The sequence below is a fragment of the Simonsiella muelleri ATCC 29453 genome (assembly GCF_002951835.1).
Classification (GTDB): domain Bacteria; phylum Pseudomonadota; class Gammaproteobacteria; order Burkholderiales; family Neisseriaceae; genus Simonsiella; species Simonsiella muelleri.
In genome coordinates, this window is sequence record NZ_CP019448.1 from 2,227,701 (window position 1) to 2,241,572 (window position 13,872).

10 protein-coding genes are annotated in these 13,872 nt (G+C 40.5%); 6 read left to right on the forward strand and 4 right to left on the reverse strand.

What is annotated here, in order from left to right; genetic code table 11:
* Positions 1 to 150 precede the first annotated feature (150 nt).
* The 4 genes from amgK (at position 151) to BWP33_RS12570 (ending at position 3,152) form a co-directional block, all read left to right on the forward strand.
* Positions 151 to 1,164, forward strand: a complete 1,014-nt coding sequence (amgK, locus tag BWP33_RS10990; protein WP_040629180.1) for an N-acetylmuramate/N-acetylglucosamine kinase AmgK — start codon at positions 151 to 153, stop codon at positions 1,162 to 1,164.
* Between the two features lie 54 nt (positions 1,165 to 1,218).
* Positions 1,219 to 1,683, forward strand: a complete 465-nt coding sequence (locus tag BWP33_RS10995) for a hypothetical protein (protein WP_002642423.1) — start codon at positions 1,219 to 1,221, stop codon at positions 1,681 to 1,683.
* A 513-nt stretch (positions 1,684 to 2,196) separates the two neighbouring features.
* Positions 2,197 to 2,775 carry an NAD(P)H-dependent oxidoreductase gene (locus BWP33_RS11000; protein WP_002642422.1) on the forward strand — a complete coding sequence of 193 codons (579 nt, stop codon included), beginning with the start codon at positions 2,197 to 2,199 and terminating at the stop codon, positions 2,773 to 2,775.
* Positions 2,776 to 2,954: 179 nt separating this feature from the next.
* Positions 2,955 to 3,152: a hypothetical protein gene (locus tag BWP33_RS12570; RefSeq protein ID WP_158666834.1), complete on the forward strand. Its 198-nt coding sequence runs from the start codon at positions 2,955 to 2,957 to the stop codon at positions 3,150 to 3,152.
* Positions 3,153 to 3,185: 33 nt separating this feature from the next.
* Here the strand turns inward: BWP33_RS12570 and BWP33_RS11010 are convergent, their stop codons facing one another.
* Positions 3,186 to 4,673 carry an ATP-binding protein gene (locus tag BWP33_RS11010; protein WP_002642421.1) on the reverse strand — a complete coding sequence of 496 codons (1,488 nt, stop codon included), beginning with the start codon at positions 4,671 to 4,673 and terminating at the stop codon, positions 3,186 to 3,188.
* Between the two features lie 145 nt (positions 4,674 to 4,818).
* On the opposite strand from BWP33_RS11010, the gene BWP33_RS11015 reads away from it, so the two are divergent.
* Positions 4,819 to 7,659, forward strand: a complete 2,841-nt coding sequence (locus tag BWP33_RS11015; RefSeq protein ID WP_002642420.1) for a valine--tRNA ligase — start codon at positions 4,819 to 4,821, stop codon at positions 7,657 to 7,659.
* Positions 7,660 to 7,952: 293 nt separating this feature from the next.
* Here the strand turns inward: BWP33_RS11015 and BWP33_RS11020 are convergent, their stop codons facing one another.
* Positions 7,953 to 8,669 (reverse strand): endonuclease/exonuclease/phosphatase family protein, encoded by a 717-nt coding sequence (locus tag BWP33_RS11020; protein ID WP_002642419.1) that lies wholly within the window; start codon positions 8,667 to 8,669, stop codon positions 7,953 to 7,955.
* Positions 8,670 to 8,758: 89 nt separating this feature from the next.
* Here BWP33_RS11020 and BWP33_RS11025 point away from each other — a divergent pair, with 89 nt between their 5' ends.
* On the forward strand, positions 8,759 to 9,424 hold the full coding sequence (locus tag BWP33_RS11025) for an alpha/beta hydrolase (RefSeq protein ID WP_002642418.1): 666 nt from the start codon (positions 8,759 to 8,761) through the stop codon (positions 9,422 to 9,424).
* A 150-nt stretch (positions 9,425 to 9,574) separates the two neighbouring features.
* On the opposite strand, the gene BWP33_RS11030 is transcribed toward BWP33_RS11025, so the two are convergent.
* Together BWP33_RS11030 and BWP33_RS11035 are read right to left on the reverse strand one after the other, a co-directional pair.
* Positions 9,575 to 9,835 carry a hypothetical protein gene (locus BWP33_RS11030; protein WP_002642417.1) on the reverse strand — a complete coding sequence of 87 codons (261 nt, stop codon included), beginning with the start codon at positions 9,833 to 9,835 and terminating at the stop codon, positions 9,575 to 9,577.
* A gap of 90 nt (positions 9,836 to 9,925) precedes the next feature.
* Positions 9,926 to 13,855, reverse strand: a complete 3,930-nt coding sequence (locus BWP33_RS11035; RefSeq protein ID WP_002642416.1) for a translocation/assembly module TamB domain-containing protein — start codon at positions 13,853 to 13,855, stop codon at positions 9,926 to 9,928.
* Positions 13,856 to 13,872: the final 17 nt, after the last annotated feature.

Below are 13,872 nucleotides of genomic sequence, written 5' to 3' on the forward strand. Positions count from 1 at the left end.
AATTTGTTTCAAAAGGACTACGCATATTCCCCAAACAAATTCATTCATAAAATACGAAAACCATTTTCAGACAGCCTGAAAATCATTTTATTGAATTAATTCGTTGGACACACAATCCTTTTGAAGAATCCACTCGTAGAAAGAACCACCATGCAACGACAAACCCAATTACAACGTTGGCTCTGCGAACAATATCCCAATCGCCCATTTGAATTGACGTTCGCCGCCGCCGATGCGGATTACCGCCGCTATTTTCGCGCCACTTTCGCAGATGGTAGAACCGTGATTTGCATGGACGCACCACCCGAAAAAATGCGTGAAAGTGTATTAAATTATTTGAAAATCCGTGATTTATTTTCACATTTGAATGTACCCACCGTATTGGCAAAAAATTTGGACGATGGCTTCATTGTGTTGAACGATTTGGGCGATACCCAATACCTAAAAGCCATGCAAATGCACCCCAATGATTTAGCCGCCCACAAAGCCTTATTACTGGAAGCCATTGATGCCTTAATTGAATTACAAAAATCCAGCCAACCTAACACGCTGCCTGAATACGACCATGAAAAATTACTCGCCGAAGTGAATTTGTTCCCTGACTGGTTTGTCGCCAAAGAATTAAACAAGGAATTCAATTTCAAACAAAGGCAATTGTGGCAAGAAGGCATCGCTGCCTTGTTGCCTGTGATTGAAGCGCAACCCAAAGTGTATGTTCATCGTGATTTTATTGTCCGCAATTTGATGTTGACTCGTGATCGTGTGGGTGTGTTGGATTTCCAAGACGCGTTGTATGGCGCAATTACTTATGATTTGGTGTCATTGTTGCGTGATGCGTTTATTGAGTGGGACGAAGAATTTGTGTTGGATTTGGTTGTCCGCTACTGGGAAAAAGCACGGGCAGCGGATTTACCTGTGCCTGTAGAATTTGATGTATTTTATCGCTGGTTTGAATTCACGGGTGTACAACGTCATTTGAAAGTAGCTGGGATTTTTGCGCGGTTGTGGCATCGCGATGGTAAAGACAAATATCGCCCAGAAATTCCGCGATTTTTAAATTACTTGCGCCGCACAACACGCCGTTATCAAGAGCTTGCACCAATTTACGCTTTGTTATTGGAACTGGTGGGCGATGAAGAATTACAAACAGGTTATACATTCTAATTTGCTCATTGATTAATTAACTTAACCCTTTTCAGGCAGCCTGAAAGATTTTTTATGAATTTCCGCTCAACCCAAGCCATACCTTCCAATCGTTTTCGTTTGTCGCCGACCATTTTAATTGCGTTGTCAGACACCACAGTTACCTTGACGAATGTCCGCACACGCGAACAATTTACCGCCAGCGCGATTTTGGCACCTAATACGCAAATTCGCAGTGATTGGGAAATCACAGCCTATCGCTACAGTGAAAACTTACAGCCTTTTGCACACCCACGCACACCCGTAACCAACAGCCATGCAGCGGAGATGATTTTGCGTAGTGCTTTGAAAGATTATGGTTTATCACAATTTGCACCCACGATTATTTTGCGTCCGCAACCGCGTTTTTTGGTGGACATCACGGACGCAGAATTATCCACATTGCGTGAAATTGCATTGAAAGTAGGTGCCGCACGTGTGGCGATGTATCTGAAACCTGAATTTTCGGAACGCGATTGGGCGTATTTTGAAAATGCGTGAATTTTTTAGGCTGAAGAAAGTTTGATGAGCGTGAAAAATAGAAAGGTCGTCTGAAAGTAAGTTTCAGGCGACCTTTTAAAAAAGAAGCAAAGAATTTAGAACCTATGTTCGTAAGATTGAAAACTTGATTTTATTGATAATTTTTTCAAATACTAGGCGGCTTTTTAAGCCAATAGTCCCGATATTGGCTTAAAATTCGCCTTACTTTCGCACCAATTGGGACAAAAATCCATTTCACGTTGGCTACGAATACATATGATAAATTAAAATGCAATGATGAAAACACGGTTTCGTTAACTTATTCTTTGATTTTAATTGAGATTATAATTGAATTGTCAGTAGCTTCTAGTATAGTTAAAGAAAAATAATGAATGTTGACGCTACCGTATTAGAAGCAATTTCCGATTATGATCAGGAAATAGCGTAGCACGCCAATGCACTTTTCAAATATAAAATAAAAAGGCATAATGGCAGCCCTTTTTTTTCAGAATTATTTATTTTAGGAGTAAAGGTATGAATATTTTGTTATTGGATGGCGGTAAAGATTTCGGACATTCGCATGGTGAGTTAAATCACACACTTCACAAAAAAGCGAAAGAAATTTTGACCTCACTGGGACATAATGTAAAAGAAACTGTGATTGATGCTGGCTATGATATTGAAGTAGAAATTGAAAAATTCTTGTGGATGGATGCTGTGATTTGGCAGATGCCAAGTTGGTGGATGCATGAACCCTGGACAGTGAAAAAATACATAGACGAAGTATTAACCAGCGGACACGGCAAGCTATATCAAAGTGATGGTCGCCACCGCGTCAATCCAACTGAAGGCTATGGCACAGGTGGTTTGTTGCAAGGCAAAAAACACATGCTTTCGCTTACTTGGAATGCCCCGATTGAAGCCTTTACTCGCGAAGGTGACTTCTTCGAAGGCAAGGACATCGATGTTCTGTATATGCACTTTCACAAACTCAACGAGTTCATTGGTTTAACCCGTTTACCGACATTCCTATGTAACGATGTGATTAAAAATCTACAAGTAGAAAAATACTTAGCCGACTACCAAGTACATTTGGAAAAAGTGTTCGGTTAGTTGCGAGATATTAGTGATATTAGTCTAGAAAGTAGGCATTTTTGCCTACTTTTTTATTATGTAGAACAATTGGCACCTGAACCAAAACCTTTGCAAAACCTCTGAATTCACAAACTCCAAAAAAATAACCAATTGAAACTTTGGGAATTTATTTTTTATAACTATCAAAAAATGAGGTTTTGCAAAGGTTGCAGTCTGAAAATTACCGTCCATACATTTCCGAAATCCATTTGATTTGCTCTTCGGTGGCGGCGGATTCGCCGAGTTTGGCTGATAGTGCAAATTCGCCACTTAAACCGTTTTGCGTACGCGTTTGTTGCCATGCGTGTAGGCGTTCGGTGTCGGTTTGTTGGTGTTTGAGTTGGCAGATTTTTTAGGCGGTTTCGGTTTTGTTATCCATTACAATTTCCTTATTTCAATAATTGAATGCACCTTTCAAGAATTACAGGATTATTAATAAGTAATAATTTTAATTTTTTTCTTACCCTAGTAATATTTTGAAATAGCATTTGTATGGGGTTGTAGTAGGTATTCTGAAGATAGGTTAAATTACCATTAGTATCATATGTGAAAAAATCATCAATTATTAAAGCAACATTATCAAATTCTTGACCAATTACTTTGTGAGAAGTATTACTGATATTCTTTGAATATTCTTGATGGTATTCAGCATTGTATTGTGATGGTGTAAATTTAATCATTTCCCATTCAGAATTATCAATATTTTGTATATAGTTATTGATGGTATCTAGATTGTTGAAATAAATAATTTCGATGTTTCCGTCATTACAAATAGATAAGTCATTTCTTCTATTATTAAATATTCCTTTAATAAAATTAGCAATTTCTTTATTTGTTCTTACTTTGTCAGTTAAAGAAAAACTTCTTATATTAGGTATTTGATTAATTAAACTAGTAATATCATTTAATTTTTCTTTATTAGAGAGCGTTTGTTGTTTATCAAAGGCAAATATACATTTTTGGTTATTATTAGTAATAGCTTGTTTGATTTCATTAAATTGTTTTGTAGATAGTCTTTGCGCTTCATCGATGATAATAATATCAAAATCATTGTTTAAAGATTGGCTAAAATATTTTATAGAACTAATATTCCAGCCTTTTTCCTTTAATAAGAGATGCCCATCATTAAGTATTCCGCAGTGTAGAATAAGTATTTTCATTGTATTTTTTTGAAAGCTATGCGCTATATCATATGTAAGTAAAGTTTTCCCAGTGCCAGCAATACCTGTTAATGATATAAATAAACTGGTATTAGCAGGGTTTGTATTAATTAAGTTTTCTATTTTTTTCTTAATCTGTTCTTGATTTTGCGTTAAAAAATATTTTTGTTGTAAAAAATTTTCTGTGGAATTGAAAGGGGAAACTAAATAATTTGATGGAATAAATTTTGTATCAATTAAAGCATTTCTATCAATAATCTGACTTTTTAATAATTTAGCAAAATCAGTAGGAGTAATTTCAACTAAATCATTATCTTGATTTAGTTGATAAAAATGAAAAGTTTTATTTTCTTTATTGTATGCAAATGTAATATAGCAAGTTTCTACATCAAGAAATTCTAAATAAAATTTATTTCTTATTAATTGTATTTTTATTTCATTTAAGTCCTGTTCACTTTTTAGTTCTATATTTAAATGGAAATTTTTACCTAATCTCAGTAAATCAAATTCTTTTCCAATTTGTGGAATTGTATAGCCAATATAAAAATCATCATATTGATTTGCAGTTATTTTTTCATTATCCAAATTTTTAATTAAATTTCTAATTCCTTCAATTTCCTGTTCTTTGGGATTGATATTACTTAAAGCTAAAAAATTATTAAAAATTTCTCCCAATGAACTCATTTGTATTAGAGATAGTAAATTGACTGTTTTCATAATTAGACCCATTCAAAAATTAGTATCTGAAAAAATTGTTCAGGCTGCTTGAAAGCACTATTATACACTTTTCAGCCAGCCTGAAACCTTGTTTTTTCGCTATAATACTGCGTTTTTAATCAAACCCTTTCAGGCAGCCTGAACTATGTTAAACAAATACAACCCTTCCGAAATTGAAACCAAACATTATCAAAACTGGGAACAAAACGGTTATTTTGCAGCCGATTTCTCCAAATCGCAAAGTTTTTCAATCCAACTGCCCCCACCCAATGTAACAGGTACGCTGCATATGGGACACGCGTTCAATCAAACCATTATGGACGGTTTGGCGCGATATTATCGCATGAAAGGCTACAACACTTGCTGGATTCCAGGTACTGACCACGCGGGCATCGCCACGCAAATTGTCGTGGAACGCCAACTCGCAGCACAAAATATTTCTCGTCATGATTTGGGGCGCGAACAATTCTTGGAAAAAGTCTGGGAATGGAAAAATATTTCAGGTGGCACCATTACCCAACAAATGCGCCGTGTCGGTTGTTCGGCGGATTGGGCGCGTGAATATTTCACGATGGACGAAACCCGTGCAGAGGCCGTTACTGCTGTATTTGTGAAATTGTATAACCAAGGCTTGATTTATCGTGGCAAACGCTTGGTAAACTGGGACCCTGTGCTGGGTACGGCGGTGTCTGATTTAGAAGTGGAAAACGTGGAAACCGATGGCTCTATGTGGCACATTCGTTATCCATTGGCAGATAATCCAGACGAAGCCGTTGTTGTTGCAACCACGCGCCCTGAAACTTTGTTGGGTGATGTGGCGGTAGCCGTTCACCCCGAAGACGAACGCTACACGCATTTGATTGGTAAACAACTGATTTTGCCTTTGACTGGGCGTACTATTCCCGTGATTGCGGACGAATATGTAGAAAAAGACTTTGGTTCTGGTTGCGTAAAAATTACACCAGCACACGATTTTAACGACTATGAAGTCGGTAAACGCCATGACACGCAATTAATCAGCGTATTGAGTTTAGACGCAAAAATTTTGGCAACGGCAGAAGTGTTTGATTACCACAGCAAGGTTTTGGAATCATTCAGGCTGCCTGAAAAATACGCAGGTTTGGATAGATTTGAAGCGCGTAAACAAATTGTTGCGGATTTAGACGAAGCAGGTTTATTGGTTAAAACCGAACCGCATAAATTGATGACCCCAAAAGGAGACCGAACCGGCTCGGTTATTGAACCGATGCTGACGAATCAATGGTTTGTGGCGATGTCGGCAACCGCAAACGGTGGCGAACCTGACAGCGAATTTAAAGGCATGAGTTTGGCGCAAAAAGCGAAACACGCGACCGAAAGCGGTCAAGTGCGTTTCATTCCAGAAAATTGGGTCAACACTTATAACCAATGGATGAACAATATCCAAGATTGGTGCATTTCGCGTCAATTGTGGTGGGGGCATCAAATTCCTGCTTGGTATGACGAAAATGGCAGAATTTATGTTACGCACAACGAAGAAGAAGCGCAAAAGCTTTCAGGCAGCGTGAAATTAACACGCGATGAAGATGTATTGGATACATGGTTTTCGTCCGCGCTTGTGCCGTTTACGACTTTGGGTTGGAAAGACGGCGAACCTGAAACCGAATCAATGAAAGCGTTTATTCCGTCCAATGTGTTGGTTACGGGCTACGAGATTATTTTCTTCTGGGTGGCGCGTATGATTATGATGACCACGCATATTGTGGGCAAAGTGCCGTTCCGTGATGTGTACATTCATGGCATTGTGCGCGACCACGAGGGCAAAAAAATGTCCAAATCCGAAGGCAACGTGATTGACCCTGTGGATTTGATTGACGGCATTGATTTGGATAACTTATTGATTAAACGTACAACAGGTTTACGCAAACCCGAAACCGCACCGCAAGTTCGCAAAGCCACGGAAAAACTGTTCCCTGAAGGCATTCCTGCGATGGGAACAGACGCGCTGCGTTTCACGATGGCAAGCTACGCCAGCTTGGGGCGTTCAGTAAACTTTGATTTCAAACGCGCCGAAGGTTATCGCAATTTCTGCAACAAAATTTGGAATGCGACCAATTTCGTATTAATGAACACCGAAGATAAAGACTGCGGTTATGGCGCAACCGCTACCGAACCACGTGGCTACTCATTCCCTGATATGTGGATTGTGGGACGCTTAAATCAAACCATTGAACAAGTTACCCAAGCCTACGAAACTTATCGTTTTGATTTGGCGGCGGAATCGTTGTATAGCTTTGTTTGGAATGACTATTGCGACTGGTATTTAGAATTGGCAAAAGTGCAATTGCAAACAGGCTGCGAAAGCCGTCAACGTGCCACGCGCCACACCTTATTGTGTGTCTTGGAAGTGAGTTTGCGCTTGTTGCACCCGATTATGCCGTTTATCACGGAAGAATTGTGGCAAACCATTGCGCCGATGTGCGATGCCAAAACCGCAGATAGCATTATGCTTGCGCCGTTCCCTATTTATGATAGCGAATGGATTGACCAAACTGCTTTTGACAAAATGAACACATTGCAAGAATTGATTGGTGTCGTGCGTAATTTGCGCGGTGGAATGGGCATTGCCCCGAGTGTTAAAGCACCTTTGTTTGTGGAAAGTGCCGACAATTTGGCGGATTATTTGAAATATTTGCCAATGATGGCGCGTTTGACCGAAGCCACACAAGTCGCCACGCTGCCTGAAAACGACGATGCGCCAGTTGCTGTGATGAATGGCGCACGCTTGATGTTGAAAGTGGAAGTGGACAAAGCCGCCGAAACCGCCCGTCTGAACAAAGAAGCCGAAAAATTGCAAAAAGCCTTGGATAAATTAAACGCAAAATTGTCCAAACCTGGCTACACCGATAAAGCACCCGCGCATTTGGTCGAGAAAGACAAAGCCGAATTAGCAGAATTGGAAGAGAAAATGGCAAAAGTGAAGGTTGGTTTGGCGAAATTGGCTTGATGTGATTTTGAGATTAAAGGCAGCCTGAACTTTTTACAAAACCCCAAAATAAGAACCTGTATTCACAGTCAACGTAAAATGGATTTTTGTCCCCATTTGATGCGAATGTAAGGAGAATTTCATGCTAATAGCGTTCCTATTGGCATAAAATTCAACGCAGCAGGCGTGCTAAATGAGACAAAAAGACATCGCACTTAGTTATGAATACAGGTTCTAAAAATAGGGCAAGTCAACCGCCATGTACATCTCCAGAGCAGACAACGCAGTCGTATTGTTCATTTTAAACGACCGTACTACTCAATTTCCAAAATCACAGGTAAATGGTCTGATGCGCAAAATTGCGCTACTTCGGCACGCCCTTTCAGGCAGCCTTTAATAAAAATATGGTCAAGTGTTTGTTTTGGATGCCAACTTGGGTAAGTGGCCGTGTTGTCATTCAAATGAATATAATCAAAATCTTTAAGCAAATGAAGCTGTTCAGCATTTGAGGGGCAATTAAAATCGCCCATTAAACACACATTATCATACGGTTTAAGCGTTTCACGAATAAAACGAATTTGCTTCAATTGATCCAGCATACCCAAACTCAAATGTGCATTGGCCACCACCATTTGACCAAATGGCATCTCCACCGCCACAGCCAACATACCGCGTCCTTTAATACGTGAAGGCAAAGGGGTATTGACCACTTGTTGCAAGGGTATTTTACTTAAAATCAAATTACCATGTACTGATAATTTGCCTACCACACGATTGATTTGACACGCATAATATTCAAATGGCGTATGCGCTAAAAATTGTTCTACTTGATTTTTGTAGCCATTGCGAAAACCACCCAAATCCACTTCTTGCAAACACACTACATCAAAATCACTGATGTATTGCGCAATATTTTGCAAAACTGTCGTTTTGGTTGGCGATGGCATGATTTGTAAATGCAAACGTGATAAATAACTGAAATAGCTGTCTGATGCGATGGCAGCCTGAATGTTATAGCTAAGTATTCTCATTAAAAGTCCTGATTTGGAATGAAAAATCTGCGATAATTATTCAATAACCAATTCAATAATTCAAGTTGATTCATGAAAGTGAAAACACAATGATTAATCAAAATATTGTTAATATTCAAGCACCTGTTGGCATACTGGAAGCCATTTATTTACCAGCACAAGGCAACGAACGCGGCGTGGCAGTCATCAATCACCCCAACCCCACGCAAGGTGGCACATTCACCAATAAAGTGATTCAAACCGCCGCTAAAGCATTGGCGCAAATGGGTTTTCATTGTTATTTACCAAATTTGCGCGGCACAGGCAACAGCGCAGGCACACACGATTACGGTCGCGGCGAAACCGAAGATTGTGTAGCCGTCATTGATTTTGCGCGTGGCAACCATTTGAATGCACCAGAATTTGTGTTATCTGGGTTTTCGTTTGGCGGCTATGTGGCGACTTTTGCAGCACATCAGCGCGAACCTGATTTGTTGTTACTCATTGGCGCAGCAGTCGGACATTACACCGAACCTGCACCACACGTCCCCGATATAAATAAGACATTAATCATTCATGGCGCAGACGATGAAGTCGTGGAATTAGCTAAGCCACTCAAATGGGCTGGCGAACAAAATTTGGCGGTAATCGTGCTGCCTGAAAGTTCGCATTTTTTCCATGGTAAATTGATTCAATTGCGTGATGCGGTGTTGCGTTTTGCGCCTACGGTTCTGAACCAATCATTTGAATCAAATAATGATAGCCGTTTAAAATAAAAATAAGACAACCGTAACCGCCGTGTACATTTTGTAGTGGTATTTTGAATTTTAAACGACCATACATAAAAAATGCCCCCAAGATGGGGCTTTACAAAGATTTCAGGCTGCCTTTACATTCATCAAGGCAGCCTGAAAATTTTGCTGTAACTATTTTTTTGGGCGATTCAATGCTTCCAAACGCGCATGAATGTGGGTGTACAAAAATTCACGTTTTTCCCACAAGAAAGTCTCAAATTTTTTCAATGAATAAAATTTTTGTACCATAGTCGGGAAACCTTTGTGCAAAATAGCAGCCAATTCACGGTTCATTTGTTCATCATTCATGGCAATTTGCAAATCGCATTGTTTAGCTTCTAAATATTCAGTGATTTGTTTTTTAATGTAATTATTAATTTCAAATTGTTGCATGGTGTGCCTTCCTATTACTATTTAAATCAGTTTATTTAAAAATATAAGCCATTTGTATGCCAATGTAATGGCGCATTTTCAAGCTGAAAATTACTTTTTGGCAACGTCTTCATTTTCATTATTTTCATTTTTCCAAAATAAGCCGTCAAATCGTTTCACATAACGTACTTCCCCGCTTGATGATTCTGTCCCCAATCGGGCAATCGCTTGGAAAGATTTACTTAATTGGTAAATCAGTTTGACCGATTGAGTCGGCGTTTGCAAGCCTGCTTCGTAGCCAAGATACAAATCATGAGTGAGTTGTTTACCGAATGTCAAAACTTGTTGAGCGGGATTCATTTCACCTGTTTGAACATCACGCCTTTGGCTGCTGGACAAGCCAAAATCATCAACCAAACCCACTTTATCATTCAGGCTACCTGCCAAAAATGCGCCTGCTGCAGTGGCCAAAGCTGCGTTGTCGGTGCTGCTGCCACTGCTGGCACGGTTCAAAATCAACCACGACAACTTGTCCTTTTCACTCATGGGTTCGTTGGCAACCAATGTAATGCGTGGAGCGTTCAAATTGCCCAAAACTTCCACACCCGCGCCCACTTGCGAGCCACGTCTTTCGGCACGAATATCCAAATTAGGCGTACTCAATGGCCCAACAAACGAAATCACGCCTTTTTTAATAATCAAATCTTGACCATAAGCTTTATAGCGACCCTGCACCACATTCACGCTGCCAATCGCTTGAATATCCTGTTGTGGTCTAGCAGACAAAGACAATTTACCGCCTAATTTCACGTTTAAGCCTTCACCACTAAAATAGAATTTATCATTCAAATTAAAATCCAAATTCATGGTAAATGGTGTAGCGGCGGTTTTTGTAGGCTGTGTTTCACCCAATACCACCACATCATCATCTAAAGTCGGTGCACTGCTATCTTGAAAACCGAATCGCCCTTCATCTGTAACCAGCGAGCCGTTAAGAATAAAACCACGTTCATCATACGTCAAATTGGTTTTGCCACTAATGGTTAAGTTGCGATTGTGTTGATTCAAAACTTGGTAATGGTCAAACACCACATCAGCAATGACTTTGGTGCTGCTGCCTGAATAATCGGCAGTACCTGTCAGCGTTGCTGTGCCATCACGGCGAAACGTGAGTGCGTCCACAATCCACACACCATCAGCTAAACGAGATTTCAGGCTGCCATCTTTGAGAACAATGCCTGCGCTTTGATTGCGGTAATACAGGTTTTCACCATCAATTGTGCCAGCATATTTGACTGCTGATAACTTGCCTGTTAAAGCGACTGCACCCATTAATTTACCTTTGACCACTTGACCTGTTGGCAAAATATTTTTTAATGAATTCAATTCCGCTACATTCAATAAAATTTTGCCATCAACGGGAGCCGCCATCAAATCGCCTTGTCCAAATGCTTGCAAAATATTGAAATGGCCAATCACTTTGCCATAGCGTGTGTCGCCACTGAAATTATTTAAAATACCACGATCCGCCAAATGGGTTTTCAAGACAAAATTTTCTAATAATAATTTAGGCTTACGTTCGGTTGGCAACACCAAATCGCCGCCTTGTTGACGCAAATTCAAATAACCACGCGGTACTTGGGTATACGCCAAATCCCAATCACTGGCAATGATTAAATCATGCTCAATCGGCGGTGTATAGAAATTATGTAATTGAACCAAATGTAAATTATTTGCACTGCCTTTGGTAGACAAGCCTGATTGTTTGTCCCACACAAAGCGTTCCAAATTCAGGCTGCCTCCCAACGCTAACCAACGCGCAGGACTCAATACCACACGTTGCTCGCCTGCTTCCAATTTCAATTGATTTTGTAAACGCAAATTCAATGCGCCATTCAAATCCAACTGATTCACTGTACCAAGCCATTGATTTGCATCGTTTAAACCGCCATTAGCTGCCAAAATCAACGTGTAAGGTTTGCCATCCACTTTCAGGCTGCCTGAACCGTTTAATTGGTGCTGGCGCAAGCTGCCATTCATCGCCAATTTCACATTATCAACGGTGGTGTTACCCGATACAATGCCATTTCCGTCCAAAGCAATTGCCAACGGTGCGTTTTTTTCTGGCGCACCTTTCACTTTAAAATCAAGTGTTTTGATATTGACTATGTTGGGTAAATTAAAATCCCGCGCTTGTCCGACTAAATCAGCTTCTACTTTTGTCCAACTGTCTGCGGTGTTTTTCAGGCTGCCTGAAACGACTGCCAAACCTTTCACACCAAAACCAAATTGTGCCAAATTTGGCGCGTTCACATTCACTTGTAATACATCGCCTTTTTTACCAAATTTTCCTTGTGTTTTTAAAATATTGCTGCCTAATTGCACCGACAAATCTGCACGACTCAAATGGTTATTGTCATACGCCACCAAGCCACTACCCGACAATTTTGCCCCCGACAATTCCGATGGACGAAACAATAATTCCGCTTGATAAGCAGTTTTGACAATTTCCCCCGACAATTTCACTTCGCCATTGACGTTGCCTGCTGGAAATTCGGGATACAATTTGGCTGGATTAAATCTTTGCGTGTTGATGCTAAGCAAAAGTTTTTGATTTTTAAATAATTCTAAAGAACCAGCCACATTCGCTATGCCACCATTTTGCGGACGAATTTCGCCATTTTGCAAAATAACCACACGTTGTCCATTATTGGCATCGGTTATGAGCATAACCACGCCTTTGGCATCGGCACGCCCCGTATTCAAATCAAAGCCCAATTTGGGTTTATCAAATGTGCCTGTAGCGGTTAACTGACCATTGAGTGTACCGTCAATTTGGCTGCTGATGGCATCTGCACTGGTGATGTTTTTTAAGGCAGCCTGAAGGTTCATGGTGTGTTTTTGCGTGTAGATTCCGCCAGTTAATTTAATTTCGCCACGTGCCATCAAATTCGCATGAAGCTGCTTGATTTCCACCGCGCCACTTTCATTAACCATAAAATCACCCGACAATTCACGCACAGGAATCCCCGACTTATCGGCTGCTAAAGGCTGCGCATTTTGCAAATGAATGTTGCCAGTCAAGCCAATCACATCACCCAAATCGGGTAACACATTGGCATCAAAGGTTAATTTTGCTTGTGGCAGACTGGCTAAAAAAGCACGTGGGTTGATGCCTTCCCCTTGCAATTTAACGTGTCCGATGTATTCACGGATGTTCGGCGCAAACGGATGAACCACAGTATCCGCATCTAAAGAAATACCTAATCCCTTGATATTAGTATTTAAAGTTACGTCTTTCAGGCTGCCTGAAAGATTCAAACGATTATCCACTTGAATACCGTCCAACACACCTTGAGACGCAAGTTTGCCCGTCAAAGCGTAAGGCGTTTGATTGACCAGCGAAAAGCTGCCACTGCTGTCCGTCCAATCGGTTTTCACAGACGGAATATTCAAAAAATGTTTTTTGTGGTCATATACATAACTCGCGTGGACATGATGCAGCCACACGGTATTTTTTTTGCCTTGCGTGATTTTGCCGACTTGCAATTTATCAATCGCAGCAGTAAAGGGCAGCGACAAATTTTCAGGCAGCGTGAACGGTTCGCTTTTGGGTTTTGGGGGCGTGGGTTTGTCTTGAATGTGAACATCACCCGCGATGAGTTCGTTAATATGCAGATGATGTAATTTAATTAATTCAGTGGGTTGCCATTTTAATTTTAAACTGGTGGCGGTGATGTCAGCCGATTCGGTATTCACGGTAACACCTTGTGCGCTAAAACCGTGCCACAACGAACCTTGCAGTGAATCGGTTTGGATTGCCACGCCCAATTGAAATTTTTCAGGCAGCGTGAGTGCGTAGCGTAACCCTTTTTCGCTGCCCACAAGCCAAATTGCGCTTCCAACTAACACCAAAATAACCAGTATAAACAATAGAATAAGCGCAGACGAAATACGCCACAACCAACCGCGTTTGCGTTTGATTGGAGCGGATTTTGTGGAAGGATTGATTTGGGGTAAATCGGATTGTGGGTCGGTCATAGGGAAATCGTGAAATA